Source organism: Nocardia sp. NPDC003999, from assembly GCF_053604885.1.
Map to the genome: position 1 here is coordinate 485,938 of NZ_JBSGIB010000001.1, position 26,990 is coordinate 512,927.

A 26,990-nucleotide genomic window follows, 5' to 3' on the forward strand; every position below is an offset into this window, starting at 1 on the left:
AGCACGTCCGCAACCCCAGCCACACGCTCGGCGGTAGGCACATCGACCGCCACAGGCAGGTCGTCCGCGCCTTCGGGCGGCACTGTCGCACTCATTGCGCACCCCGCTGACGGAAGTTCAACGCGGACAGTACGTCCTGCGCCGAGGGCAGCTCGCCGCCGCGCAGATCGCAGATGGTCCACGCGACGCGGATGGCTCGGTCGGCACCCCGCGCGGACATGCGACCGAGACGCAACGCGGCCTCGACCGGAGCGAGCGATTCGCGCGGCAACCGGAATCGTTGACGCAGGATGTGGCCGGGAACCTCAGCGTTGGTGAGCCATCCGTATTCGCGCCACCGGGCGGCGGCAGCGCGCCGTGCGACGGCGACCCGGCCGCGGACCACCTCGCTGCTCTCGGCCGCATCGGTGCTGAACGCCGCGCCGGACTGCCCGTGCATCCGCACCCAGATGTCGATCCGGTCCATCAGCGGACCGGACAATTTGCCGAGATAGCGACGGCGAGCCAGCGGCGCGCAGATGCAGTCGACGTCGCGCGCCGGAGCACATGGGCACGGATTGGCCGCCAGCACCAGCTGGAAGCGGGCCGGGTACCGCGCGACACCGTCGCGCCGGGCGATGCGCACTTCCCCTTCTTCCAACGGCGTTCGCATCGCTTCCAGCACTTTCGTGCCGAGCTCGGCACATTCGTCGAGGAACAGAACACCGCGGTGGGCTCGGCTGACCGCGCCCGGCCTGGCGGTCCCCGATCCGCCGCCGATCATCGCGGTCACCGAGGTCGAGTGGTGCGGGGCGACGAACGGCGGCGCGGTGACCAACGGGTGATCGCCTGCGAGTGTGCCCGCCATGGAGTGGATGGCGGTGACCTCCAGCGCCTCGGTCTCCGTGAGTGGTGGCAGCAGCCCAGGAAGACGTTGGGCCAGCATGGTTTTGCCGATGCCGGGCGGCCCGGTGAGCAGCAGGTGGTGCCCGCCCGCAGCGGCCACCTCCAAAGCCCAGCGGGCTTCTTCCTGCCCCACCACCTCGCTCAGATCGCCGCCGTGGCGCACCGTGTCCGGCAGGTCGCCGTCCGGCTCGTCGAGCGCGCCTTCCCCGCGCAACCAGGCCACCACCGCGCGCAAACTGCGCGCCCCGAAGACCTCGATGCCCTCGACGAGCCCGGCCTCCGCCAGGGTCACCGCGGGCACCACGACGGTCGACCAGCCCGCCCTGCGCGCGGCGAGCACGGCGGGCAGGATGCCGCGCACTCGCCGCACCCGTCCGTCCAGCGCGAGTTCGCCGAGCAGCACCGTCTTCGCGAGCCGTTCGGAGGGCACCGAGCCGGACGCGTCCAGCACGGCGATCGCGAGCGCCAAGTCGTACACGCTGCCCAGCTTCGGCAGTGTCGCGGGCGACAGCGCGAGAACCACCCGGCCGTCGGGCCACTTCTCCCCCGAGTTCGCCACCGCGGAGCGGATCCGGTCACGGGACTCCTGCAACGCGGTGTCGGGAAGCCCGACCAGGTGGACCGATGGCAGGCCCTGTCCGATATCTGCCTCGATCTCGACGAGCAGACCGTCCACGCCGGTGACGGCGACCGAGTGCGCCCGCCCCAGCGCCATTCAGAACACCGCCTCGAGATGGTCGATGACCGGCGTACGCCCCCGCGCCACCAGCACCGACACCACGTCGAACCGGATGCGCCGCCACGGCCCCTCCTGCTCGGCCAGCCACAGCAGCGCCAGCCGCCGGATCCGCTTCCGCTTGGCGAAGGTGACCGACTCCGCGGGTGTGCCGTAGCCCAACCCGGAGCGGGTCTTGACCTCGACGAACGCGGTCACATCCCCGTCGCGGGCGATCAGATCGAGCTCGCCGTATCGGCACCGCCAGTTCCTGGCGACGATCTCCATCCCCGCGGCGCGCAGAAAGTCCGCCGCCAGTTCCTCCCCGTGCGCGCCGAGCGCCTGTTTGTCCGTCACCCGGCCAGCGTGCGCCGCAGCCGGATCAGGTCAGCGCCGCCGACCTGGGGGATTGGAAAACCTGTTGATAACCGAGTCGCTGTGCAGAACGCCGGGCGGGCTCACTCGGGCAAGCGCAGGTCCGGCTTCTCCAGCTCCTCGATGTTGACGTCTTTGAAGGTGATGACCCGGACGTGCTTGACGAAGCGGGCCGGGCGGTACATGTCCCAGACCCACGCGTCGCTCATCCGCACCTCGAAGTACACCTCGCCGTCCGCGTTCTGCGGCCGCAGCTCCACGGAATTGGCCAGGTAGAAGCGGCGCTCGGTCTCCACCACGTACGAAAACTGACCGACGATGTCCTTGTACTCGCGATACAGCGAGAGCTCCATCTCGGTTTCGTACTTCTCGAGGTCCTCGGCACTCATCGGGTGGGACGTCCTCCTTCTCGCCGCATCGCGTCGTGTGGTGACATCATCGCGCATGCGCTGCATCGGTAGCTACTCGGCCAGCCGTACGCCCGTTCGGAAACTGCTCCGACAGCGCCTCGTCCAAGCCCTCGGCCAGTACGGCGTCCGCGACATCGGCCGCCGCCGCGACCGGGCGCAACCCGGCGGCTTCGCGTACGTTGCGCCAGGAGCGCCGGTGCTCGCTGCTCGGGCCGAGACGTTGCAACGCGGCGGTGTGCTCGGGCGTGTTGTAGCCCTTGTGGGCGGCGAATCCGTAGCCGGGGAACCGCCCGTCCAGCTCGACCATGATGCGGTCCCTGGTGACCTTGGCCAGGATGCTGGCCGCCGCGATGCAGGCCGCCGCACCGTCGCCGCCGATCACCGGCAGCGAAGGCACCGGTATGCCGGGCACCCGGAACCCATCGGTCAGCACGTAGCCGGGAGTGCGCCGGAGCCCGGCCACGGCGCGGCGCATCCCCTCGATATTGGCGACGTGGATGCCGATCGAGTCGATCTCCCAGGCCGGGATCACGACGACCTGATAAGCGAGTGCCAGACGGACGATCACCGGATACAGCTCTTCGCGAGTGGCCTCGGTGAGCTTCTTGGAGTCGTCGAGGCCGGCCAGCCTGTCGTAGGCCTTCGGGGCCAGCAGGCACGCCGCCACCACCAGTGGTCCCGCGCAGGGGCCGCGCCCCGCCTCGTCGACACCCGCGACCGGCCCCAGACCACTGCGGATCAACGCCGCCTCGAGCGTGCGCAATCCTCCGGCCCTGCGCATCACCACACGCGGCGGCCAACCGTTACCCACCGGCACTCGACCTTGCCCCACCGTTCAATTATCCAGCGCCTCGCGTGATCAGTTCTGCTGGGGATTCTCCGAGTGCACCGGACCGATCCGTCCGGGCGGCCAGATCTTGAACACCGCCTTGCCGCGGACGTTCTCCACGGGGATGGTGCCCTGCAGTTCGTCGGTGATGTGGGCGCGGGAGTCGGCGGACTGGTTGCGGTTGTCGCCCATCACCCACAGATGCCCTTCGGGCACCTTCACGGGCTTGAACTCGCGGCCGCCGGACGCGTTGTAGGGCTGGCCGGGCACGTACGGGGCGAGGTACCGGGCGTACGGCTCGTCCAGCGGCTTGCCGTCCACGATGACCCGCCCCTGCGGGTCGCAGCACTCCACGGTCTGGCCGCCGACCGCGATGACGCGCTTCACCAGATCGTTCTCGTCCGGCGGCACCAAGCCGAAGAAAGAGAAGAAGTTCTGCACGCCACGGACCGCGGGATTGTCCGAGCGGATCGACTGGTAGCGGGTGTTCCACGACGGCGGGCCGACGAACACGACCACGTCGCCCGGTTGCGGGTCACCCCAGTAGTAGCTCAGCTTCTGCACGTAGATGCGGTCGCCGGTGCATCCGGCGCATCCGTGCAACGTGGTTTCCATCGACTCTGAGGGAATCACGTACGGCCGACCGACAAAGGTAACCATCAGCGCGGCGATCACCGCGGCGATCACGATGAGGATCGGCAATTCCTGCCAGAACGGCCGCTGCTTCTTCTTCGATCGCCGCTTGGCGCGACCCGCCCGCGTACTCTCGTCGCCCGATTCGGACACCGATACCGACCCACTTTCGTCTGCCACGCCGAACAGATTAGCCCGGCAGCGAAACCGAGGTCCGATGCCGGGCTGAGGAAGATCTGTTGTGCCGAAAAGCTAACTCAGCGCTTTTCCTTGATCTTGGCGGCCTTGCCACGCAGGTCGCGCAGGTAGTACAGCTTGGCGCGACGGACATCACCGCGGGTCACGACATCGATGTGGTCGATGTTCGGGCTGTGCACCGGGAAGGTGCGCTCGACGCCGACACCGAACGACACCTTGCGGACGGTGAAGGTCTCGCGGATGCCACCACCCTGGCGACGGATCACGACGCCCTTGAAGACCTGGATGCGCTCCTTCGAGCCTTCGATGACCTTCACGTGCACGTTCAGCGTGTCGCCCGGCCGGAACTCGGGGACGTCGCTGCGCAGCGACTTCTCGTCGACGAAGTCAAGGGTGTTCATTTCCATCCTTATGGTTTCGCGCGAACAGAGGACCCTGGCGGCACTGGGCGTGCTCGGCCGGTTCATGCTCCGATCAATGGGATGCGCCGGGTCGACAACCACCCAGGGCAACCTGAGCATTGTGCCAGATCGGCGCGCCGTGGAAGAAATCGACCCTGGTGGTGGCGAGTCGGCGGTCTCTTCACGTTACGCCCGAGGCGGTGCGATCGGTTCACGACTCCGGCGGGAGTATGGGCGAGGCGAACACTTCTTCGAGCGGAATCGGGCCGGTGTAGCGGCGGCAGTTGCAACCGACCCACTCACGCAGGCCGTGGATGCCTTTGCGGGAGATCTCGGCGTGACAAGCGCCCGAGGAGCGGTCGTGCAGTGCCAGGTCGTGACCACAACCGCAGCGTGCGCGAAGCTCCTTCCCCGCCCGGCCTCGCCGAGGCACGAATCGACCACATACCCAGCCGACACCGACGAGGCCGGCGCCGACCGCAAGGCTGAGCGGATCCAACATGAACGCAGTATACGTATACGCATAGCCACCGTCGATCGAAAAATGTCCTGCGACAGAACCATTTACGGGTTACGCGACACAGAGGCTTCCGGCAATCTCACGCGACCCCGATCATCCCCCGCCGCGAACGGCACGTTGCCCGGCCGACCCCTCCGCTGAGCGTTCGTCAGCGGTGCTGTTCGCCGGAGATCGCGTCCTGGACAGGCGGCGGGCCGGGCGTACGCGGCGAGCCGTGGTCGGAGTGCCAGAACGAATGGTCGCGGTGCGGAGCGGGCGGGGCGGGCACGACCGTACGGGTGAGTTCCGCCTCCGCCGCCGTGCGGACGTGCTCGACGTCCGGTTTTCCGGCGACCAGATCCTGCACGAAGATCTTGGCGCGGATGACCGGGCGACGGTATCGCCGTTCCCGGACGATGGCCCGGTACCTCAGGCGCCTACGGTCGCCGTAACGCCAGCGCGCCCAGGGCGCGCCAGGGCGGCTCAGCCGCAGCGCACCGACGACCAGCAACGGCAGGAAGAACATGCCGAACAGGCCGGTCCAGATCTTCCCTTTGGCGATCACGATGGCGGCGAGAGCGAGGTTTACCACGGCGAACACGACGACGAAGGAGCGGACCTCCAGGCTCGGATCGCGCCGGAAATCATTGATGTCCAGCAGCCACAGCGGGTGGAAGCCCAGCAGCAGCAATCCTGTCACGGCGAGCGCGACGAACACCGCGTCCACCGATGTCCGCCCCTGCTCCTCCCAATACACGTCGCGCAGATAGAAGATCAGCGCGAATTCGTCCAGCACCAGAGCGGCGCCCACGCCGAACAGCGCGGCGAGGATGCTGCCCGTGGCGGTGTCGGCGCTCTCGTACTGGGCGACCATGCCGACGCCGGAGGACAGCAGCAGGATCACCCCGAACACCATGTGGTGGATGTGCGTGTCACCGGCCCGGAGGTTGCCCGGCCACCAGCGCACCCGCGCGCGGATCAGCCGGACGCTGAGGCGGATGAACAGGAATCCGACGATGAATCCGAGCAGGAAGCACAGCAACGGCAGCCGCCCTTGGGCGATCACGTCCTCGTGGAGCCACCGTCGCATGGCCGCTACTTCCTCCTGCGGACCGGGCTACTGGCCGAAACCCGCCCTGCGCAAGGCGTCCGCCATCGCGCCGCTAGGTGCCGGCGCGTTCCTGCGCTGATTGCCGCCACGCCCCTGTCCTTGATTACGGTTCTGGCCCTGCTGCCTGTTCTGACCATTCTGCCGCTGCCGCTGATCGCCTCCACCGGATCGGCCGCCGCCTTGACCGCGCTGCCGGTTGTCGCCGCCCTTGGCGGGCGTGCCGGGTTCGTCGTCCAGGCGCAGGGACAGACCGATGCGCTGGCGCGCGACGTCCACCTCGAGCACCTTCACCTTCACGACGTCGCCGGACTTGACCACTTCGCGCGGATCCTTGACGAAGTTGTGCGACATGGCCGAGACATGCACCAAGCCGTCCTGGTGCACGCCCACGTCGACGAACGCGCCGAAGGCGGCCACGTTGGTCACCACGCCCTCGAGCACCATGCCCGGCTCCAGGTCGGCGACTTTCTCCACGCCCGCGGCGAACTCGGCGGTCTTGAATTCCGGACGCGGGTCGCGCCCCGGCTTCTCCAGCTCGGCGATGATGTCGGTGACGGTCGGGACACCGAAGCGCTCGTCGGTGAAATCGCCCGCGCGCAGCGAGCGCAGCGCCGTGGTGTTGCCGATGATCTCCGCGATGCCGCGTCCCGTCGATTCGAGGATGCGCCGCACCACCGGATACGCCTCCGGGTGCACCGCGGAGGTGTCCAGCGGATCGTCGCCGCCGCGAATGCGCAGGAAGCCCGCGCACTGTTCGAACGCCTTCGGGCCCAGCCGCGGGACGTCGAGCAGCGCGGTCCTGCTGCGGAACGGGCCGTTCTGATCCCGGTGCGCCACGATGCTCTCCGCCACCGATCCGGCGATGCCGGAGACCCGCGACAGCAGCGGCACCGAGGCGGTGTTCACGTCCACGCCGACCGCGTTCACCGCGTCCTCGACCACCGCGCCCAGCGAACGGGCCAGCAGCGATTCGGACACGTCGTGCTGGTACTGGCCGACGCCGATGGACTTCGGATCGATCTTCACCAGTTCGGCCAGCGGGTCCTGCAGCCGGCGCGCGATCGACACCGCGCCGCGCAGCGACACGTCCAGCTCGGGCAGCTCCTGCGAGGCGTAGGCCGAGGCGGAGTACACCGAAGCGCCCGCCTCGGAGACCACGATCTTGGTGGGCTTGTTCTCCGGGATGCGGGAGATCAGTTCGGCGGCAAGGGCGTCGGTCTCGCGCGAGGCGGTGCCGTTGCCGATGGCGATGAGTTCCACGCCGAATCGGGCCACCAGCGCGCCGAGCACCGCGAGCGACTTCTCGGTCTGGCCCTGCGGTTTGTGCGGGTAGATCACCTCGGTGGCGACCACCTTGCCGGTGGCGTCGACCACCGCCACTTTCACGCCGGTGCGGTAGCCGGGGTCCAGACCCATCGTCGTGCGGGTGCCCGCGGGGGCGGCGAGCAGCAGATCGCGCAGATTCGCGGCGAACACGTCGACCGCGTCCTTCTCCGCCGCCTGCCGCAACCGCATCCTGGTGTCGATGCCGAGGCTGACCTGCAGCTTGGTCCGCCAAGCCCAGCGCACCGTGTCCAGCAGCCAGGAGTCGGCGGGGCGGCCCCGGTCGGCGATGCCGAAGCGAGTGGCGATACGACCCTCGTAGACGGTGCGCTCGCCCGGCTGCGGCTCCTCGGTATCCGGTTCGAGGTGCAGGGTGAGCACCTCCTCCTTCTCGCCGCGCAGCAGCGCCAGGATGCGGTGGGAGGGCAGCTTGTCGAACGGCTCGCTGAACTCGAAATAGTCGGCGAACTTCGCGCCCGCCTCCTCCTTGCCCGCGCGCACGGTCGAGGTGACCTGCCCGCGGTTCCACATCAGTTCGCGCAACTCGCCGACCAGATCGGCGTCCTCGGCGAAACGTTCGACCAGGATGGCGCGCGCGCCGTCGAGTTGCTCGGCGGTGTACTGCGCCGGGTCGGTGTTCGGATCCTCGATCAGGGCGTCGGCCACCGGCTCGTGCCCGGCCTCACGCGCGATCTGCGCCTTCGTGCGCCGCTTCGGCTTGTACGGCAGGTAGATGTCCTCGAGCCGGGCCTTGGTCTCGGCGAGCAGGAGCTGCCGATGCAGAGCGTCGTCGAGTTTGCCCTGGCCCCGGATCGATTCGATGATCGCGGCCCTGCGCTCGTCGAGTTCGCGCAGGTAGTGCAGACGCTCGTCGAGCACGCGCAGCTGCGCGTCGTCCAGGCCGCCGGTGACCTCCTTGCGGTACCGGGCGATGAACGGCACCGTCGAGCCCGCGTCGAGCAGCTCGACGGCGGCGCGCACCTGGGTCTCGCGCACCGCGAGTTCCTCGGCGATGCGACGGTTCACGCTGGCTGGGCCCGCGGTGTCGGAGCGTGGCACGGCGGGTGTGGACTCTGCACTGGCAGTCTCGGGCGCTGTCGTCACGTCGGAGACACTACCGTCGCCGCCTGACACGCGGTCCACACCCAGGTGAACCTCCCTCGTCTCAGCTGTCGTCCAGGCCGAGCAGCCGCCGCGACAGTTCCCGCATCTGCGCCTTGCGAACCTTGCCGGTGACCGTCATCGGGAATTCCTCGACCACATGCACGTAGCGGGGAATCTTGAAGTGCGCCAGCTTGCCGGCGGCGAAGTCGCGCACGGCGGTGGCGTCCAACGGCGTTGCGCCCTCGCGCATCCGGATCCAGGCCATCAGTTCTTCGCCGTACTTCGGATCCGGCACACCGATCACCTGCGCGTCCAGGATGTCGGGATGGGTGTAGAGGAATTCCTCGATCTCCCGCGGGTAGACGTTCTCGCCACCCCGGATGACCATGTCCTTGATCCGGCCGGTGACGGCCACATAGCCCTCGTCGTCCATCACGCCGATGTCGCCGGTGTGCATCCAACGGGCGGCGTCGATGGCCTCGGCGGTCTTGTCCGGCTCGTCCCAGTACCCGAGCATCACCGAATAGCCTCGGGTGCACAGTTCGCCGGGTTCGCCGCGCGGCACCGTGAGACCCGTTGCGGGATCGACGATCTTGACCTCCAGGTGCGGCCCGACCCGGCCGACGGTGGCGGTGCGCCGTTCGATGCCGTCGTCGCGCCGGGTCTGGGTGCTGACCGGAGACGTCTCCGTCATGCCGTAGCAGATGCAGACCTCGCGCATGCCCATCCGGTCGATCACCCGCTTCATCACCTCGACCGGACACGGCGAGCCCGCCATGATCCCGGTGCGCAGCGTGGACAGGTCCGCGGCGGCCGAGTCAAGCGCGGCGAGCATGTCGATGAACATCGTCGGCACACCGTAGAGGGAGGTGCAGCGCTCGGCTTCGACCGCCGCCAGGGCCGCTCTCGGATCGAACGACGGCGACGGAATCACGATAGCGGCACCGTGGCTGGTGCTCGCCAGGTTGCCCATCACCATGCCGAAGCAGTGGTAGAAGGGCACCGGGACGCAGATCCGGTCCTGCTCGGTGTATCCGCACAGTTCCCCGACGAAATAGCCGTTGTTCAGGATGTTGTGGTGACTGAGCGTGGCGCCCTTCGGGAAACCGGTTGTGCCCGAGGTGTACTGGATGTTGATCGGGTCGTCGGCGGAAAGCCGCGCGCCCAGTTCGACGAGCCGATCGGTGTCGATCTCGGTGCCCGACAGCGCCTCCCACTCCGGTGTGCCCAGCACGAGCACCTCCGTCAGCGCCGGACAGTTCGGCCGGACCTGCTCGATCATCGCCACGTAGTCCGAGGACTTGAACCGCTCGGCCGCGATGAGCATTCGCACGCCCGCCTGGCACAGCACGTACTCCAGTTCACTGGTGCGGTACGCCGGATTGATGTTGACCAGGATCGCGCCGATTTTCGCCGTGGCGTACTGCACCAGAAACCATTCCGCGCGGTTCGGCGCCCAGATGCCGACCCGGTCGCCCTTGCCGATGCCCTGTGCGGCCAGGCCGCAGGCCAGGGCGTCGACCGCGGCGCCGAGAGCGCGATAGGTCCAGCGCCGTCCGCTCGGCAGGTCCACCAGGGCTTCCCGGTCCGGGAACGCCACCACCGCGCGATCGAGATTGCCGCCGATGGTGTCGCCGAGCAGCGCGACGTCCGACACGCCCGAGGCGTAGCTGGGCAGGGGCAACATGGCCGAAGTCATCGGGCACCGCCCTGCCGCAGCACGAACCGCTGCACCTTGCCGCTGGGCGTCTTCGGCAGGCTCGCCACGAAGTGAACCCGGCGCGGGTAGGCATGCGCCGCGAACTTTCGCTTCACCAGGCTCTGTAGCTCGGCTTCCAACTCGGCACCGCCGACGGCGCCGTCACGCAGCACGACGAACGCCTCGAGCACTTCGCCGCGCAGTTCGTCCGGCATGCCGACCACCGCCGCCTCCGCGACCTGCTCGTGCAGCACCAGAACGCTCTCCACCTCGAACGGACCGATGCGGTAGCCGGCCATGATGATCACGTCGTCGTCGCGGGAGGAGAAGCGGAAGAAGCCGTCCGCGTCCTGTGCGCCCGCGTCACCGGTCAGATACCAGCGGCCGTCGGCGGTGTAGCGCTGCGCGGTGCGGTCCGGAGCGTCGAGATAGCCGAGGAACCACAGCAGCGGACTGCGTTCCGTATCGATCGCGACCCGGCCCAATTCGCCGGTGGGAGCGATCGTGTCGGCGTCGTCGGAGAGCACGGCGCAGGTCCAGCCGGGCAGCGAGCGACCCATCGATCCGGCGGGGGTCTCGGTGTCCAGGTCTTCGTGCCAGGCGTTGCAGATAACCATGCCGTGCTCGGTCTGGCCGTAGTGGTCGCGCACCGCGACACCGAGGTACTCGACGGACCACGCGACCACTTCAGGGGTCAGCGGTTCTCCCGCCGAAGAGGCGCGGCGCAATCGGGAATGCACGGGCGGCGTGGCACCGTCGGCGCGCAACGCTCGATATACCGTCGGGGCGGCGGCGAAGTTGGTGACGCCGAACGTCTCCAGCACCTGCCAGGTCAGCGGTGCCGAGAAGCCCGCGTGCAGCAGGATGCTGCGGATGCCGGTGGCCAGCGGGCCGAGGATGGCGTAGTAGAGCCCGTAGGCCCAGCCCGGATCGGCGGCGTTCCAAAAGACGTCGTCGGGGCGGACGTCCAGCGCGAATTCCTGGTACGCGTGGAAGGAGGCGAGCGCGCGCAGCGGAATCGGGACGCCCTTGGGCGTGCCCGTGGTGCCGCTGGTGAACAGTTGGACGAGCAGTCCGTCACCGCCGACCGCGATCGGCTGAGCCTGCGGAGAGGTGGCCGTATGAGCGTGGAGCAACTCGTCCATCCGCAGCGCCCCTTCGGGCGCCTCTGCTCCGGTGACGATGAGCCGCCAGGACGGATCGCCGGGCAGATCGGGTCCCGGCGCCAGCTTCGGCGCCTGGTCGGCATCGGCGATGACGACCGAGGCGCGACTGGCGTTCAACCGCAGGGCGATCGCGGGCGGAGCGAAGGCGGTGAACAGCGGAACGTGCACCGCACCCCGGCGCCAGATCCCGAGCAGAGCGACCACCAGGTCCGCGGATTTCGCCATCAGCGTGGCGACCCGGTGGCCGGGTTCGACGCCGAGTCCGGCGAGTGCGTCGGCGAAGCGGGCGGAGCGTTCGCGCAGTTCGCCGTAGGTGAGGTCGGTCGAGGACAGGTCTGCCTCGACGATCGTGAAGGCGACCCGGTCGGCCGGGTGCCGATCACATAGCAGGTCCGCCGCCGACGCGTCGGCGCGGTCGTAACAGTCCAGCAGTTCGCGCACCCGCTGATTCAGATCGGTGCCCATCTTCAGTTCTCCTCGTTCTGTGATCCAGCTCAACCCGGGTGTGCAATAGGATGTGGGTCACATCCCGCTGCCCACTACCCCCGAAAAGGGGTGAGTCTCGTGACCCACACCGCACTGCTGCGTCCGCGCGACAGCGACGCGCTGCGCGCCGAGATCCGCTGGGTGGCGAGCGCGGCGGGCGTGCCGGTGGCGTTCGGCGGCGAAGTGCACGGCGACGCGCTGCTGCTGTCGGAATTCGTCGGCACGCTGACCAACGGCCTGCGCGGTCTGGCCGTCGTGCGGGCTTCCGGGCTGGGCGGACGGGTGATGGATTCCGGACGGCCCGCGGCGGTCTCCGACTATCGCCGCGCCTCCTCGATCACCCACGACTACGACGGGCCGGTCTCCGGCGAGGGCATCCGCTCCGTGCTCGCCGTGCCCGTGGTGGTGGACCAGCGCTCTCGCGCGGTGCTCTACGCCGCGACGCGCGGCGCGAGTCCGCTGGGCGACCGCACCGCGGATCTGGTCGTGCAGGCCGGGCGCCGCTTGGCCACCGAGATCGCCGTTCGCGACGAGGTCGACCGTCGGCTGCGCATGCTGGAGGTCACCGCGCCGTCGGCGGCCGCGGCACCGGCGATCACGGAGGAACTCCGCGACATCCACACCGAACTGCGCGGCATGGCGCGCTCGACCGAGGACGATCGGCTGCGCGGACGCCTGCACGCGGTATGCGAGCGCCTCACCCGGGTCATGACCGGCGAGCCGCGGCCGGACGGTCCGAAACTGTCCCGCCGAGAACTCGACGTGCTGTCCCAGATCGCCTTGGGTTGCACCAACCAGGAAGCGGCGCAACGACTCTCACTCGGCCCGGAGACCGTGAAGAGCTACCTTCGCAACGCGATGGTCAAACTCGACGCCCACTCCCGGCACGAGGCGGTGGTGGCCGCCCGCCGCCATGGTCTGCTGCCCTGACGATCCCCGCTGCAGTCCACCGAGGGCAACGTTCCGTTGTCGGTACACCTCTCGGCGGTGACGTCGGTGCCGAAGGCCCGAGCACGGCCGACGACGCATGGCTGCTCGAGAATTCGGATTCAGGTGGGTAAGGAGGTCGTCGACCTAGGTCGGTGGGGTCGGCGTTGCCTTTTCCATCGGCCGCGAGGTGGCCCGCCGCGGCGAGGTCGGCGGCGCCGTGCGCGAGAGCGCGGAGCAGGGCGGCGAGGCGGATGGGGTCGCCGGGCGGGAAGGTCGCCCGCGGCTTGGCATCGGGCGACGATGTCGATCTGCGCCTCTTGCGCGGCGTGAGCGGCCGTGGCGAGTTCGGGCGAGTCGATCGTCCACGCGCCGAAGACCAGCTTGAAGCGGGCCGGATAGGGGCCAGTGCCCACTCGATGTAGCCGTGCATCGGTCTATCGCTCGGGTCCGGCCGTGCCGTGGTCCGCGAGCAGGTCCGGACGACGCTCGCGGGTCCGCGCGAGTGATTGCTCGCGCCGCCAGGCCGCCACCTTCGCGTGGTCGCCGGACAGCAGGACCGGCGGGACGTCCAACCCGCGCCAGGAGACCGGACGGGTGTAGCTGGGACCTTCGAGCAACCCGTCGGAGAACGAATCCTCTTGATGTGATTGCTGATTGCCGAGGACACCGGGCAGCAGCCGGACCACAGCCTCGGTCATCACCAGCACGGCCGCCTCGCCGCCGATCAACACGTAGTCGCCGATGCTGACCTCTTGCACCCGGACGCGGCGGGCGGCGTCGTCGAAGACGCGCTGGTCGATGCCCTCATAGCGGCCGCAGGCGAAGACGAGATGCCGCTCGGCGGCCCAGCTGTGTGCCATGGCCTGCGTGAACGGCACCCCCGCGGGCGTGGGGACCACGAGCAGCGCGTCATCGGGACATACTTCGTCGAGCGCGTCGCCCCACACGTTCGGTTTCATGACCATGCCCGGCCCACCCCCGTAGGGGGAATCGTCGACGGACTTGTGCACGTCATGCGTCCAACGGCGCAGGTCGTGCACCGTGAGCGAGATCAGTCCCTTGTCGATCGCCTTACCCAGCAGTGCCGTGCGCAACGGCTCCAGGTACTCGGGGAAGATCGTGACGACGTCGAGTTTCATGACTGTCTCCTAGCGCCGCCGGGCCGCAGGTCGTCGGCCGGGGCGAGCGACGCGCGGTCGGACGCCCACCGTGTCATTCCGGGTCGAGCAAACCTTCGGGCGGATCGATCACGATCACGCCCTCGGCGAGGGACACCGTGGGCACGATGGCGGTGACGAACGGGATCAGGATCTCCCGCCCGTCGTCCGCGGCCCGCACCTCCAGCAACTCACCCGCCGCGGAATGCAGCACTTCGCGCACGGAGCCGACCACGGTGCCGTCGGTGAGCCGTACCTCCAGCCCCTCCAGTTCATGGTCGTAGAACTCGTCCGGATCCTCGGAAGGCGGAAGGTCGGCACTGTCGACCACGAACAGCATGCCGCGCAACGCGTCGGCAGCGGTGCGGTCGGTCACACCGGACAGGAACACCAGAAGCCGGCCCGAGTGCTCCCGGGCCGACTCCACGGTGAACTCGCGAACCTCCGCCGCTCGCGGCAGCCGGCCGCGCAACCTGACGCCCGGCGCGAAACGCGCCTCCGGCTCATCGGTGCGCACCTCGACGACGAGTTCGCCGCGCACGCCGTGCGACTTGGCGACCCGCCCGACGACGAGTTCCATCTACTGGTCGGTGTCGACCACGTCGACCCGGATACCCCGGCCGCCGATACCGGCGACGAGGGTGCGCAGCGCAGTCGCGGTACGTCCGCCGCGACCGATCACTTTGCCCAGGTCATCGGGGTGAACGTGCACCTCGACGGTGCGTCCCCTGCGGCCGGTGATCAGCTCGACGCGGACGTCATCGGGATTGGCGACGATACCGCGCACCAAGTGCTCGACGGCATCGGCGACGACGGCGCTCACTGCTCCATCACCTCACGACGCAACTCACCCGTCGGCGGGGCCGGTCTGCGCACGGCTCGTGACGGGTATCGGATGGACGGGTATCGCCCGCTCATTACTCGCCGGCCTCGGCAGCCTCGGCGCCCTCCTCGGCGTCCTTCTTGCCCTTCTTCTTGGGGGTGACCGCCTCGGCGACCGGCTCGTTGTCGGCGGCGGCCAGCGCGGCGTTGAACAGGTCCAACTTCGACGGCTTGGCCGGCTTGACCTTCAGGGTGCCCTCGGCGCCCTCGATGCCCTTGAACTTCTGCCAGTCGCCGGTGATCTTCAGCAGCTGGAGGACCGGCTCGGTCGGCTGCGCGCCGACTCCGAGCCAGTACTGCACGCGCTCGGAGTTGATCTCGATCAGCGAGGGCTCTTCCTTCGGGTGGTACTTGCCGATGGACTCGATGGCCCGGCCGTCACGGCGGGTGCGGGCGTCCGCGACGACGACGCGGTACTGCGGGTTGCGGATCTTGCCCAGGCGGGTGAGCTTGATGCGAACAGCCACTGCTGATCTGCCTTTCGTTGGTTGGTCACGACGCAATTCGGCGACCCGCATGGTCTGCGAGCCCGGTTTTGCGCTTTCGAGTGTGTGACCGCCGCGCGGTACGGAACCGGAGACGGGCTGACACTTGTCCGGAAGGACGGTGGTCCATTGTGCCAGACCGGACGATCCCGCCAGAAATCGCGTGCGTGTTCACACAGCGATGCCCACCCGCCATAACCAGGCATGCGACTGTTCCGACGCCACCGCACACGACCCGCCCGCATCACCCGCGACATCGCGAGCGAACTCGGCGATGAGGCTGCCGTCGAGTACGTCGTACCCGGCGTGTTCCGGGTGCTGCGACTCGTTGCCGCGGGCGTCGCCCGCGCCATGGAGTGCGGCTCGGCGTCTCGATGCGGCTAGCCCGGGACGGTGGCGGTGAGCGAACGGGTGGGGACCCAGGGGCCGCCCCACCACATCTGCCACCCCACGGGGCGCAGGGTGAGGGCGGTCGCGCCGTTCGCCGCCAGGACGGCGCGGTACGCCCGGGTGTCGCCGATATCGACGATGACCAGTTTGCCGCCGGGACGCAGCACGCGGCACGCCTCCCGGAGCGCCGCCGCCCGGCCCTCGGCGGTCTTGATGTCGTGAATCGCCAAGCTGGAGACGACGACGTCGAACACGCCGTCCGGGAACGGCATGCGGGTCATGTCGCCGGTGCGCAACTCGATCCGGTCGGCGACGTTCTCCGCGAGCGCGTTCCGCTCCGCGGTGGCCGGGGTGTTCTCGCAGTGGTCCGCGGAGCACCACAGATCCAGGCCCACCGCACACCCGGCGGGCAAGCGGCGCGCGGCGGCCAGCAGCACCGCGCCGCGCCCGCACCCCATGTCGAGCAATCGTTCGTCGCCACGCAGTTCGAGGTCGTCGAGCAGGCGCGCCCAGACCCGGAACTTGCCCCGGCGGGTCGCGTGCAGGAACAGCCCGAACTGCGTGGCCAGCACGACGCCGATCAGCAGGAGCAGCAGGCTCGGGCGCAGTTGCTGGAACAGCGCCACCACCAGCGCGGCGGCAAGATACCCGACCGCGAGAACTCCCAGCAACAACAGCACCGACGGCGCGTCGACACCGTACGACGCGCGCCACGGAGGGGCTATCATTGCCCGATCATAACCAGCGCCAACGGTATTCGCGCCGGGTTCGCGCTCGTCAGCGCACCAAGGGAGCGAAGGTACGCCCGGCGAGTTCGACCGCACCCGGCTCGTGCCCGTTGAACACCATATTGATGATGAGACCGTCTACGCCGTGGTCCAGAACGCGAGTCCGCAGCTGTTCGGCAACCTCGTCCGGTGTGCCGACGAACTGGCGGTCGGCCGGGCTCTGCGCGAGCTCGGCGTCCGACAGGGCCGACAGGTCGATACCCATGCGGCTCAAGTAATCCCGCTGCTGCTTGCGCACGAGGTCACCGTCTTCGTCCATCATGACGAAGCACAGGTAGCTGGTCTCCAGGGTCCGCGGATCCCGGCCGACCTCCGCGCAGCGCGCCCGCAGCGCCTCGATCTTGCGCGGCAGCTCGGACGCGTTGCAGATGATGTTGAGATGGTCGGCGAAGCGAGCGGCAAGGCCGAAGGTCTTCTTCTCACCGCTGCCGCCGAGCAGGATCGGCAGATCGTCGCGTACGCGCGGCTCGTTCATCGCGTTCTCGACCCGGTACCACTTGCCCTGGAAGGTGGGCCGCTCGCCGCGCAGCATCGGCTGGATGATGTGCAGCGCCTCGTCGAGCCGCTCGAAGCGGTCGGTGAAGGTGCCGAACTCGTAGCCCAGGGAGCGGTGCTCAAGTTCGAACCAGCCCGCGCCGATGCCGAGCACCGCGCGGCCACCGCTGACCACGTCCAGCGTGGTGACCGTCTTGGCGAGCATCGCCGGGTTGCGGTAGGTGTTGCCGGTGACCAACGCCGACAACTGGATTCGCTCCGTCGCCGTGGCCAGGCCGCCGAGCGCGGTGTAGGCCTCTAGCATCGGCTCGTCGGGCGTGCCGATGCCAGGCAACTGATAGAAGTGGTCCATGACGAAGGCCGTGTCGAAACCGGCGGCTTCGGCCTCTCGGGCCTGCGCGATCACCGTGGGGAACAGCTCGCGCACCGACTTGCCGTAGCTGAAGTTGGGCATCTGATATCCGAGGCGAATTGTCACGAAATCCGACCTTACGCCCCTTTCGGATACGCGCGGGTGAGCCGCGGCGCCGAGTTATCTATGGCCGGTGACCGGACCGTGCCCGCCGTACACGCGCCCGCGCAGCACGACGGCATACGGCGTGGTGAGCGTCTCGGGGTGGCTACGCGGATCCTCCTCGTAGACAACGAAATCCGCGGGAGCACCGTCCTCGATGCCGGGTCGCCCGAGCCACTCGCGCGCCTGCCAGGAGGCCGCGCCGAGCGCGTCGTGCCGGGACAGTCCCGCGGCGCCGAGCGCGGCGATCTCGTCGGCGATGCGCCCGTGGCGGATGGAACCGCCCGCGTCCGTGCCCGCGAAGATCGGCACGCCCGCCTCGTGCGCGGCGGCGACCGTGCCGCGCACCCGCCGGTGCAGATCGCGCATGTGCGCGGCGTAGACGGGGAATTTGCCCGCGCTGTCGGCGATACCGGGGAAGGTGTCGATATTGATCAGGGTGGGAACCAGGGCGGTGCCGTGCTCGACCATCATCTCGATGGTCTCGTCGGTGAGACCGGTGCCGTGCTCCAGGCAGTCGATACCGGCGTCGATCAGGCCGGGCAGCGCGTCTTCGCCGAAGACGTGTGCGGTGACCCGCGCACCGTTGGCGTGCGCTGCGGCGATGGCCTCCTTCAGGATCGCGTCGCTCCACAACGGCCGCAGGTCGCCCACCGAGCGGTCGATCCAGTCGCCGACGATCTTCACCCAGCCGTCGCCGTGGCGGGCCTGCTCGGCGACGATCTCCGGCAGGTCGCGTTCGTCGTCGAGCTCGATGCCCAGTTCGCGGATGTAGCGCTTCGGACGGGCGATGTGGCGGCCTGCGCGGATGATCCGCGGCAGGTCCTCGCGGTCGTCGACGAACCGGGTGTCGATGGGCGAGCCCGCGTCGCGCAGCAGCAGGGCACCGGCGGCGCGCTCGGTCTCGGCCTGTGCGACGGCGCCGGCGTGGTCCTCGTGGCCCCCGCCGTACCGGATTCCCACGTGGCAGTGGGCGTCGACCAGTCCCGGCACGATCCAGCCCGAGCCGCACAGCGTTTCGGCTCCGGGCGCGGGCTCGAACGACACCAGGCCGTCGCGCACCCAGAGGTCGCGCACCTCGCCTTCGGGAAGAACCACACCGCGCAGATGCACCGCAACCTCCTGGAACTCGTCGGCGGCCGCCAACCTGGTGTCCGACTCCCGGATCGGACATTTCGCGCGAAGCACGGCCACGCGGCAGCGACGCCGCGCACACGGCGACCGACCGGCGAGGCACACAGGCACGCCGCCCACGAACAGCGTGGGCGGCGTAAGTGGCCTACTTCTTCGGGAACTTCAGTTTGCTGAGATCGAAGCCCTCCAGGCCGGGCGGCAACTGGTCCAGACCGGCAGGCATGTTGGACAGGTCGGGCATCCCCGCGGGCAGGCCGGGCATGCCGCCCATCCCGGGGAAACCACCGCGCACCTTCGGCGGCGTCGGGCCGCGACCACCCTTCTTGCCCTTCTTGCCCTTCTTCGCGTTGCCGCGACGGGCGCCGGGCAACCCCATCTGGCGGCCCATCATCGTCATCATCTTCTTGGCCTCGAAGAAGCGGTCGACGAGCTGGTTGACCTCGGAGACCTGGACACCGGAACCGTTGGCGATGCGCAGGCGGCGCGAGGCGTTGATGATCTTCGGGTTCGCCCGTTCGGCCGGGGTCATACCGCGGATGATCGCCTGCACCCGGTCCAGCTGCTTGTCGTCGACCTGGGCGAGCATGTCCTTCATCTGGCCCGCGCCCGGCAGCATGCCGAGCAGGTTCCCGATCGGGCCCATCTTGCGGATGGCCAGCATCTGGTCGAGGAAGTCCTCGAGGGTGAGCTCGCCGCTGCCGATCTTGCGGGCGGCCTCCTCGGCCTGCTTGGCGTCGTAGACCTGCTCGGCCTGCTCGATCAGGGTGAGCACGTCGCCCATGCCGAGAATGCGGCTGGCCATGCGATCCGGGTGGAAGACGTCGAAGTCCTCGAGCTTCTCACCGGTCGAGGCGAACAGGATCGGCACGCCGGTGACCTCGCGGACACTCAGCGCCGCACCACCGCGGGCGTCGCCGTCGAGCTTGGTGAGCACCACGCCGGTGAAGCCCACGCCGTCACGGAACGCCTCGGCGGTGTTGACCGCGTCCTGGCCGATCATGGCGTCCAGCACGAACAGGGTCTCGTCCGGTTGCACGGCGTCGCGGATGCCCGCGGCCTGGCGCATGAGCTCTTCATCGATGCCGAGACGGCCCGCGGTGTCGACGATGACGACGTCGTACTGCTTCTGCCGCGCCTCTTCGACACCCCCGCGCGCCACGTTCACCGGATCGGCGGCGGAGATGCCGAGCGGGTTCTCACCGCCACCGATCGAGGTGCCGGGGTGCGGCGCGTAGACGGGCACGCCCGCGCGCTCGCCGACGACTTGCAGCTGGGTGACGGCGCCGGGGCGCTGCAGGTCGCACGCCACCAGCAACGGTTGATGGCCCTGCCCCTTCAGCAGTTTGGCCAGCTTGCCCGCGAGCGTGGTCTTACCGGAACCCTGCAGACCGGCCAGCATGACCACCGTCGGCGGGTTCTTGGCCAGGTTCAGCCGCCTGGTCTCGCCGCCGAGGATCCCGATGAGTTCCTCGTTGACGATCTTCACGACCTGCTGGGCCGGGTTCAGCGCCGCGGAGACCTCCGCGCCCTTGGCGCGCTCCTTGATCCGCCCGATGAACCCGCGGACCACGGGCAGCGCGACGTCGGCCTCCAACAAGGCCAGGCGGATCTCGCGGCAGGTGGCGTCGATGTCGGCCGGTGACAGACGCCCCTTACCGCGCAGATCCTTGAGGGCACCGGTAAGCCGGTCGGACAGGGATTCGAACACCGATCGCGCTCCTGATCTCGGGGGACGTCACATTCTCTCCCAGGGTAATGGGATCGCCCGCGTGTTCGCGCAGGCGGTGCGTCCTTCCCGGCGCGGCGGGCTCGCTAGTCGAGCACGCGACGGCGCGGCCTGGCCGTTTTGCGGTAGTCGTGGTTCTCCTCGGCCACCATGAAGACCGCCTCGTTGGCGGTCAGGCCCAGCTCGAGGGCCAGGCCGTCGAGAACGGCCCACTCGGCCCTGCTCGGGATGGGCGAGGTGGCGACCGTGGAGGCGATGGTCATCGCGGTAACCGCCTGTCGCCCGGTCAGCGTGCGACCAGGAAGCCAGGAGACCACCCACCGGTCGCCGCCGACGCAGCGCGCCATGTGCGCGGTCTCGTCACTCGTCATCGTGGATGCCGAAACGACTTCAATTGCCATCGACCTGCTCCCCTCGTGCTCGCGATAGCCGGACGCTCTAGATCGTAGGGTCAGGTCACGAGACGAGAGTTGGGATGCAGCAAATATTGCGCAACAGATTTATCACCGGATAAAAGTGCTGCTAATCACCATTTTCCGAATCTCGAGCACCGTCAGCAGGCGGTTTCGGCGCGGTTCTGGGAACCACCGCGATAAGCGCTTTCTCGATCGTTTCGCGGCGCGCGGGGCTGTCCTCGGCGCCCAGCTCGAGGCAGAAGCTGTCGACCACCGCGGACCCCATCGTGACCACCTTGGCCCAACGGACGTCGGCTCCGCAGCCGGCCAGCTCCGCGGCCAGGCGGCTGAGCAAGCCGACCCGGTCCTCGGCGCGCAATTCCAGGATCACCTGCCCCGGTACCGAGGTGTTCGACCAGATCACCCGGGGTTGGGCCTGCGCGTACCGGCTCCGACCGATCGTGCCCGCCTCCCGCTCGCGTTTGGCCAGCGCCGCCGCCACATCCAGGTCGCCGGCCGTGGCCCGGATCAATTCCTGGCGCAACAGCCCCGGGTCCGGCGGATCGCCGAACTTGGGCGCGACGACGAAGGTGTCCACCGCGGAGGCGCCTTCGACGCCGAGCGCGGCCGACAGCACACGCAGCGAATGCAGCGCGAGCACACCCGCGGCGTCGGACAGCAGCCCGGAACTGTCGGGCGCGATGACGGTGACCACATACGTGTGCTTGCTCTCACCGGGCTGCAGATCGACGTGCACGCCGCCCGCCCTGGCCTTCTCGACCAAGTCCGGTGCGATCGGTTCCGGTGTCGGCAGCTGGTCGCCCGCCATGACCAACCGGCAGCGCCGGACCAGTTCGCCGATCAGCGACGCCTTCCAGTCGCCCCACACGCCGGGACCGGTGGCCTGCGAATCCGCCTCGGCCAGGGTGTGCAGCAGCTCCAGCAGTTGCGGATCGCCGTCGAGCGCCTCGACGACGTACCGCACCGTCTCCGGATCGGACAGATCGCGCCGGGTCGCGGTTTCCGGCAGCAGCAGGTGATGGCGCACGACCGCGCTGAGCGTGCGCACGTCCGACGGCCACAGTCCGAGGCGGCGGCCGATATGGGTGGCCAGTTCCGCGCCGACCACGCTGTGATCGCCTGCGCGACCCTTGCCGATGTCGTGCAGCAGCGCACCGAGGGCGAGCAGGTCGGGGCGGGCGACCCGGGTGCTCAGCCCGCCCGCGTAGGCGACCGTCTCCATGAGATGCCGGTCGACGGTCCAGATGTGCTGGACATCGCGCGGCGGCAGGTCGCGCACGGCGCCCCATTCCGGCAGCAGCCTGCCCCACAATCCCGTCCGGTCCAGCGCCTCGATCGCGTCGATCGTGCCGCGGCCCGCGCCCAACAGGACCAGCAAGTCGTTGAGGGCGTCCTTGGGCCACGGCTCGCGTAGCTCGGGAGCGTCCTCGGAGAGCCGGTTGAGGGTGGTGGCCGACATCGGCAGGCCGGTCTGCGCCGACGCCGCCGCGACGCGCAGGATCAGCCCGGGGTCGCGCTGCGGGCGGGCGTCTCTGGCCAGCACGACCTCACCCGCGTGCTCGACCACGCCTTCGTCCAGCGGCCTGCGCACCGGCATCCGGCGCAGGCGCGCCAATCCCCGGCGGGGCAGTGCGTTGGCCGCGGTACGCAGCCCGACGTCCACGGAGTAGCTGACCGTCCGGGCCGAATCGCTCAGTGTGCGGGCCAGATCGAACCGATCGCCGATGCGCAGGGCAGCGCCGATCTCGTCGGCGTCCTGTGCGCGCAGCTGGTCGCGGGCTCGTCCCGCCACACGGTGCAGTTCGGTGCGCACGTCCAGCAGCCGACGGTGCGCCTGCTTCAATCCGCCGCCGGGCACGTCCGGTCCCAATCCGGGCATGGCGTCGGTGAGCTGGGCGATCGCCAGCGCGTCCAGCAGCTGGATGTCGCGCAGGCCGCCGCGCCCGTTCTTCAGGTCGGGCTCGGCGCGGTGCGCGATCTCGCCGTTGCGCTCCCATCTGGCCTTGGCCTGGGCGATGAGCTCCTCGAAGCGGGAGCGGATGCCGGTGCGCCACTCCCGGCGCACCCCGCCGATCAGCAGATTGCTCAGTTCCTGGTCGCCGACGATGTGCCTGGCCTCGAGCATGCCGAGCGCGGCGATGAGATCGTCCGCGGCCACCCGAAGCGCCTGCGGAACGGTACGCACGCTGTGGTCGAGTTTGATGTGCGCGTCCCACAGCGGATACCAGAGCTGGTCGGCGACCTCGGCCACCCGGGCCGGGTCGACGTCGTCGTGCAGCAGCACCAGGTCCAGATCGGAGTACGGCAGCATCTCCCCGCGCCCGAGACCGCCGACGGCCACCACGGCCAGACCGCTGTCGGGGGCGATGCCCAGTTCGGCGCCCTTGCTGGTGAGCCAGAGTTCATAGAGGTCGACCAGCGCCTGGCGCAGCGACTGGGCGTCCAGCCGGGGATTGCGCGGCTGGCCGCCGTCGAGCAGTTGGGTTCGCGCGCGGACCAGGTCGGCCGCCCCGTTGGACACCTTGCCGTTGCCTTGTTCGGTGACCTTCGGATCACCGTCGTGCTCGTACTGACTAGCCACAACCCACCGCCCATTTGATGCGCGCGGCCCCGCCCCGACCGGGAGCTCCGGTGGGAGCGGGGCCGCCGCTCGACTCGTTTCCGCTACAGCGCGTCGGTGCCGCGTTCGCCGGTCCGCACCCGGATGATCGCCTCCACCGGAGTGATCCAGACCTTGCCGTCGCCGATCTTGCCGGTGCGGGAGGCCTCCACGATCACCTCCACGACCTTGTCGACGGAGGCATCGTCCACGACGACCTCGACGCGAACCTTCGGCACGAAGTCGACGGAATACTCCGCGCCGCGGTACACCTCGGTGTGGCCCTTCTGCCGGCCGTACCCTTGGACCTCGCTGACGGTCATGCCCAACACACCCGCCTGCTCGAGACCCGACTTGACGTCTTCGAGCGTGAACGGTTTGACGATTGCGGTGATCAGTTTCATGTTCGTCATGCCTCCTTGACGGCCGAACGTGCCGTGCTACCCAGAGCGGCGAAGTCGTAGGCGGTTTCCGCGTGCTCGGACTCGTCCAAGCCGACCGACTCTGCTTCCTCGCTCACGCGCAGCCCAATGGTGAACTTCACGATATAGGCAATGATCAGGGTCGCGATGAAGGAGAAGGCAAGTACCACACCGGCGCCCACCGCCTGCCGCCACAGCTGATCGAAACCGCCGCCATAGAACAGGCCGGTCTTGGCCGCACCCGCCTCGGGCGCCGCGACGAAACCGACCATCAGGGTGCCGACGATACCGCCGACCAGGTGCACGCCGACCACGTCGAGCGAGTCGTCGAAACCGAACTTGAACTTCAGGCCGACCGCGAGGGCGCACAGCGCGCCGGCGACGACGCCGATGGCGAGCGCGCCGAGCACGTTCACCGAGGAACACGACGGCGTGATGGCGACCAGACCCGCCACGATGCCCGAGGCCGCGCCCAGCGAGGTGGGCTTGCCGTCGCGGATCTTCTCCACCAACAGCCAGGCCAGCATCCCGGCGCAGGTCGCGATGGTGGTGGTGACGAAGGTCGAACCGGCGAGGCCGCCGGAGGTCACCGCGGATCCGGCGTTGAAGCCGAACCAGCCGAACCACAGCAGACCGGCGCCGAGCATGACGAACGGCAGATTGTGCGGGCGGAACGGGGTGGTCGGCCAACCCTTGCGCTTGCCGAGCACCAGCACCAGGGCCAGACCGGCCGCACCGGCGTTGATGTGCACCGCCGTTCCACCGGCGAAGTCCACCGCGAGCAGCTTGTTGGCGATCCAGCCGCCCTCGTGCACGACGTTGCCGTCGGCGTCCTTGACGTCGAAGTCGAACACCCAGTGCGCGACCGGGAAGTAGACCACCGTGGACCAGATGCCCGCGAACACCAGCCACGCGCCGAACTTCAAGCGGTCGGCGACCGCACCCGAGATGAGGGCAACCGTGATGATGGCGAACATCAGCTGGAAGGCGACGAAGACGGTCGCCGGAATAGTGCCCGCGAGCGGGATGTTCACCGCGTCGGTGGTGACCGCGCCCGCCGCGTCCTTGACCTCGGCGACGGAGTTGCCGCCGATCAGGCCCTTCAGGCCGAAGAACTGCGTCGGGTCACCGATCACGCCGAACGTGTTGTCGCCGAAGGCCGTCGAGTATCCGTACAGCGACCACAGAACGCCGACCAGGCCCATGGCGCTGATGCTCATCATGATCATGTTGAGCACGTTCTTCGACCGGACCATGCCGCCGTAGAAGAAAGCCAGGCCCGGCGTCATCAGCAACACGAGCGCCGAACTCGCCAGCATCCAAGCGGTGTCACCGGTATCCGGTGCACCGGTAAGTGGAAAAGCCACCTTAATGTCCTCCTCATCTCGGGCCCAGCCGCTTCCGGCAAATGGACCTGAACAGAAGGGTCCTAACTCGGTGTTTCATCCGTAGAGCTGCCGTGTTTCACCTACGTGAACGGATGGAGCAGCTGTGTTGCCACTAGGTTTCGTCCCACGCACCAGCGGTTTTCCGGCGCTGTGAGCACGGTGTTCGGGAAATCGGACATTCGTTACCGCGCACGAGGAGTCGGCAAACTTCCGGGGTGTGACCGCCCTCGCACCGAGGGCGGCGGCGATCGAACGAGCGCCCTCGGCGCACCTCGTGGATGGAACGCCGCGGGCGGCAACCTCTTTCGACCGGTCTCGGCGAGTGGAACGGCTCAGCCCAGCAGCGCGTCCACGAACGCGGCGGGCTCGAACGGAGCCAGGTCGTCAGCCCCCTCACCGAGCCCGACCAGCTTCACCGGCACGCCCAATTCGTGCTGGACCTGGAAGACGATGCCGCCCTTCGCCGTCCCGTCGAGCTTGGTCAGCACGACGCCTGTGATATCGACCACTTCGGCGAACACCCTGGCCTGGGTCAGTCCGTTCTGCCCGACGGTCGCGTCCAGCACGAGCAGGACCTCGTCGACGGCGGCCTTCTTCTCCACGACGCGCTTGACCTTGCCCAGCTCGTCCATCAGACCCGTCTTGGTGTGCAGCCGACCGGCCGTATCGATCAGCACCACGTCGACGCCGTGCTCGACGCCCGCGGCCACCGCGTCGAACGCGACCGCGGCCGGGTCGGCGCCCTCGCGGCCGCGGACGGTGTCGGCGCCGACCCGCTCGCCCCAGGTCTGCAACTGGTCGGCGGCCGCGGCGCGGAAGGTGTCGGCCGCGCCGAGCAGCACCCGGCGGCCGTCGGCCACGAGCACGCGGGCGAGCTTGCCGGTGGTGGTGGTCTTGCCGGTGCCGTTCACGCCGACCACGAGCAGGATCGACGGGTGATCGGGATGCGGCAGCGCGCGCACCGAGCGATCCAGCTCCGGTCGCAGCTGCTCGATCAGCACGTCGCGCAGCACGGCACGTGCCTGGTCGGTGGTCCGCACGCTGCGTGCCGCCATCTCCGAGCGCAGCCGGGAGACGACAGCGGTGGTGCTCGCGGTGCCGAGGTCGGCCAGCACGAGGGTGTCCTCCACCTCTTCCCACGAGTCGTCGTCCAGGTCACCGCCGCCGAGCAGGCCGAGCAGGCTCTTGCCGACCGCGTTCTGCGAGCGTGACAGTCGTCCGCGCAGCCGGACCAGGCGGCCGGCGGTGGGCTCGATCTCCTCCAGCGCGACGGGTGCTTCCACCCCCGCGGGCGTGTCGGGCGCGACGATCTCGGTGGCGGCTTCGGTGTCCGGCCCCGCGGTGTCGGTGGGCGGCTCGGCGGTCGCGTCCTCGGCCGTGGCCGGGCTCTCCTGGGTTTCCAGCTGGTCGGGCGCCTGCGCTGGCGCCTCGGCCGCCGGAGTGCCCGCCTCGGGCTCGGCGGCCGGCTCGACGACGTCCGGGGCGACGGAGGCCTCGGTGACGTCCGCGTCCGGCAACGGAACGTTGGTTATGCCGCGTTTGGGCGCGTCGCGTGGAATCGCGGCGTCGTCGCCGACGTGCGGCTGTCCTTCGGTGTCGGTGCGCTCGACCGGTTGCGGTTCGGTCGCCGCGCCGCCCCGGCTGAAGGTGAATCCGCCGGACGCGGCATAACCACCGGACCGGTCGGTCACCTCTTTCTCCTGCGTGGGCGGAGTCAGCGACACGCGGCCGCGCTTGTACCGGACGAAACCGGCGACGAGCACGACGAGCAGCAGTGCGGCGACCGCGGCGATCAGGATCCAGACTTCAGGACTCACGCGGACCATCCTT

At 69.1% G+C, this 26,990-nt stretch carries 26 protein-coding genes; 2 read left to right on the plus strand and 24 right to left on the minus strand.

All coding sequences use genetic code 11. From position 1 onward, the window contains the following. Positions 1 to 91: 91 nt before the first annotated feature. The 11 genes from ACWESM_RS02410 to ACWESM_RS02460 form a co-directional block, all read right to left on the minus strand. A complete protein-coding gene (locus tag ACWESM_RS02410) occupies positions 92 to 1,600 on the minus strand; it encodes a YifB family Mg chelatase-like AAA ATPase (protein WP_364427199.1) in 1,509 nt (502 codons plus the stop codon). Then, positions 1,601 to 1,957: a YraN family protein gene (locus ACWESM_RS02415; RefSeq protein WP_452490804.1), complete on the minus strand. Its 357-nt coding sequence runs from the start codon at positions 1,955 to 1,957 to the stop codon at positions 1,601 to 1,603. 101 nt (positions 1,958 to 2,058) lie between these two features. Continuing rightward, a complete protein-coding gene (locus tag ACWESM_RS02420; protein ID WP_011210678.1) occupies positions 2,059 to 2,364 on the minus strand; it encodes a DUF2469 domain-containing protein in 306 nt (101 codons plus the stop codon). A gap of 46 nt (positions 2,365 to 2,410) precedes the next feature. Further along, a complete protein-coding gene (locus ACWESM_RS02425) occupies positions 2,411 to 3,217 on the minus strand; it encodes a ribonuclease HII (protein WP_397275559.1) in 807 nt (268 codons plus the stop codon). Positions 3,218 to 3,244: 27 nt separating this feature from the next. Next, positions 3,245 to 4,027, minus strand: coding sequence for a signal peptidase I (lepB, locus tag ACWESM_RS02430; RefSeq protein ID WP_355069897.1), 783 nt, complete (start codon positions 4,025 to 4,027; stop codon positions 3,245 to 3,247). 77 nt (positions 4,028 to 4,104) lie between these two features. Beyond that, complete coding sequence (gene rplS, locus ACWESM_RS02435) at positions 4,105 to 4,446, minus strand: 50S ribosomal protein L19 (RefSeq protein ID WP_014352079.1); 342 nt, start codon at positions 4,444 to 4,446, stop codon at positions 4,105 to 4,107. 211 nt (positions 4,447 to 4,657) lie between these two features. Continuing rightward, positions 4,658 to 4,948 carry a hypothetical protein gene (locus ACWESM_RS02440; RefSeq protein ID WP_355069896.1) on the minus strand — a complete coding sequence of 97 codons (291 nt, stop codon included), beginning with the start codon at positions 4,946 to 4,948 and terminating at the stop codon, positions 4,658 to 4,660. A 166-nt stretch (positions 4,949 to 5,114) separates the two neighbouring features. Continuing rightward, positions 5,115 to 6,035: a hypothetical protein gene (locus ACWESM_RS02445; protein WP_355069895.1), complete on the minus strand. Its 921-nt coding sequence runs from the start codon at positions 6,033 to 6,035 to the stop codon at positions 5,115 to 5,117. Between the two features lie 27 nt (positions 6,036 to 6,062). After that, complete coding sequence (locus ACWESM_RS02450) at positions 6,063 to 8,438, minus strand: Tex family protein (protein ID WP_397275732.1); 2,376 nt, start codon at positions 8,436 to 8,438, stop codon at positions 6,063 to 6,065. A 106-nt stretch (positions 8,439 to 8,544) separates the two neighbouring features. Beyond that, positions 8,545 to 10,182: an AMP-binding protein gene (locus tag ACWESM_RS02455; protein ID WP_452490805.1), complete on the minus strand. Its 1,638-nt coding sequence runs from the start codon at positions 10,180 to 10,182 to the stop codon at positions 8,545 to 8,547. Next, positions 10,179 to 11,813 carry an AMP-binding protein gene (locus tag ACWESM_RS02460; RefSeq protein WP_452490807.1) on the minus strand — a complete coding sequence of 545 codons (1,635 nt, stop codon included), beginning with the start codon at positions 11,811 to 11,813 and terminating at the stop codon, positions 10,179 to 10,181. Before ACWESM_RS02460 ends, ACWESM_RS02455 begins: the two co-directional genes overlap by 4 nt. Before the next feature lie 99 nt (positions 11,814 to 11,912). Here ACWESM_RS02460 and ACWESM_RS02465 point away from each other — a divergent pair, with 99 nt between their 5' ends. Then, positions 11,913 to 12,764 (plus strand): helix-turn-helix transcriptional regulator, encoded by an 852-nt coding sequence (locus ACWESM_RS02465; protein ID WP_397076610.1) that lies wholly within the window; start codon positions 11,913 to 11,915, stop codon positions 12,762 to 12,764. Positions 12,765 to 13,198: 434 nt separating this feature from the next. Here the strand turns inward: ACWESM_RS02465 and trmD are convergent, their stop codons facing one another. From trmD to rpsP, 4 genes are all read right to left on the minus strand, one after another. Continuing rightward, the gene (trmD, locus tag ACWESM_RS02470; protein ID WP_452490809.1) at positions 13,199 to 13,903 is read right to left on the minus strand and encodes a tRNA (guanosine(37)-N1)-methyltransferase TrmD; all 705 of its coding nucleotides are present in this window, start codon (positions 13,901 to 13,903) and stop codon (positions 13,199 to 13,201) included. 73 nt (positions 13,904 to 13,976) lie between these two features. Beyond that, positions 13,977 to 14,501: a ribosome maturation factor RimM gene (gene rimM / locus ACWESM_RS02475; RefSeq protein WP_356961291.1), complete on the minus strand. Its 525-nt coding sequence runs from the start codon at positions 14,499 to 14,501 to the stop codon at positions 13,977 to 13,979. Further along, on the minus strand, positions 14,502 to 14,744 hold the full coding sequence (locus ACWESM_RS02480) for an RNA-binding protein (protein ID WP_011210690.1): 243 nt from the start codon (positions 14,742 to 14,744) through the stop codon (positions 14,502 to 14,504). Between the two features lie 94 nt (positions 14,745 to 14,838). Further along, positions 14,839 to 15,270 carry a 30S ribosomal protein S16 gene (rpsP, locus tag ACWESM_RS02485; protein WP_355069884.1) on the minus strand — a complete coding sequence of 144 codons (432 nt, stop codon included), beginning with the start codon at positions 15,268 to 15,270 and terminating at the stop codon, positions 14,839 to 14,841. Positions 15,271 to 15,492: 222 nt separating this feature from the next. Here rpsP and ACWESM_RS02490 point away from each other — a divergent pair, with 222 nt between their 5' ends. Further along, a complete protein-coding gene (locus tag ACWESM_RS02490) occupies positions 15,493 to 15,672 on the plus strand; it encodes a hypothetical protein (protein ID WP_397275549.1) in 180 nt (59 codons plus the stop codon). Here the strand turns inward: ACWESM_RS02490 and ACWESM_RS02495 are convergent. From ACWESM_RS02495 to ftsY, 9 genes are all read right to left on the minus strand, one after another. Continuing rightward, complete coding sequence (locus ACWESM_RS02495; protein ID WP_452490812.1) at positions 15,669 to 16,406, minus strand: class I SAM-dependent methyltransferase; 738 nt, start codon at positions 16,404 to 16,406, stop codon at positions 15,669 to 15,671. The genes ACWESM_RS02490 and ACWESM_RS02495 overlap by 4 nt on opposite strands. A gap of 49 nt (positions 16,407 to 16,455) precedes the next feature. Continuing rightward, positions 16,456 to 17,439: an LLM class F420-dependent oxidoreductase gene (locus ACWESM_RS02500; protein WP_355069879.1), complete on the minus strand. Its 984-nt coding sequence runs from the start codon at positions 17,437 to 17,439 to the stop codon at positions 16,456 to 16,458. Between the two features lie 54 nt (positions 17,440 to 17,493). Further along, entirely contained in the window at positions 17,494 to 18,588 is a 1,095-nt protein-coding gene (locus tag ACWESM_RS02505; RefSeq protein WP_355070987.1) for an amidohydrolase family protein, read from the minus strand. A gap of 166 nt (positions 18,589 to 18,754) precedes the next feature. Further along, positions 18,755 to 20,317 (minus strand): signal recognition particle protein, encoded by a 1,563-nt coding sequence (gene ffh / locus ACWESM_RS02510; RefSeq protein ID WP_355069877.1) that lies wholly within the window; start codon positions 20,315 to 20,317, stop codon positions 18,755 to 18,757. Between the two features lie 104 nt (positions 20,318 to 20,421). Continuing rightward, positions 20,422 to 20,736, minus strand: coding sequence for a hypothetical protein (locus tag ACWESM_RS02515; RefSeq protein WP_355069876.1), 315 nt, complete (start codon positions 20,734 to 20,736; stop codon positions 20,422 to 20,424). A gap of 121 nt (positions 20,737 to 20,857) precedes the next feature. Next, complete coding sequence (locus tag ACWESM_RS02520; RefSeq protein WP_452490944.1) at positions 20,858 to 23,272, minus strand: [protein-PII] uridylyltransferase; 2,415 nt, start codon at positions 23,270 to 23,272, stop codon at positions 20,858 to 20,860. 143 nt (positions 23,273 to 23,415) lie between these two features. After that, on the minus strand, positions 23,416 to 23,754 hold the full coding sequence (locus ACWESM_RS02525) for a P-II family nitrogen regulator (RefSeq protein ID WP_330249397.1): 339 nt from the start codon (positions 23,752 to 23,754) through the stop codon (positions 23,416 to 23,418). Positions 23,755 to 23,759: 5 nt separating this feature from the next. Beyond that, positions 23,760 to 25,139: an ammonium transporter gene (locus ACWESM_RS02530; RefSeq protein ID WP_355069874.1), complete on the minus strand. Its 1,380-nt coding sequence runs from the start codon at positions 25,137 to 25,139 to the stop codon at positions 23,760 to 23,762. 353 nt (positions 25,140 to 25,492) lie between these two features. Further along, positions 25,493 to 26,986: a signal recognition particle-docking protein FtsY gene (ftsY, locus tag ACWESM_RS02535; RefSeq protein ID WP_397275545.1), complete on the minus strand. Its 1,494-nt coding sequence runs from the start codon at positions 26,984 to 26,986 to the stop codon at positions 25,493 to 25,495. Positions 26,987 to 26,990 lie beyond the last annotated feature (4 nt).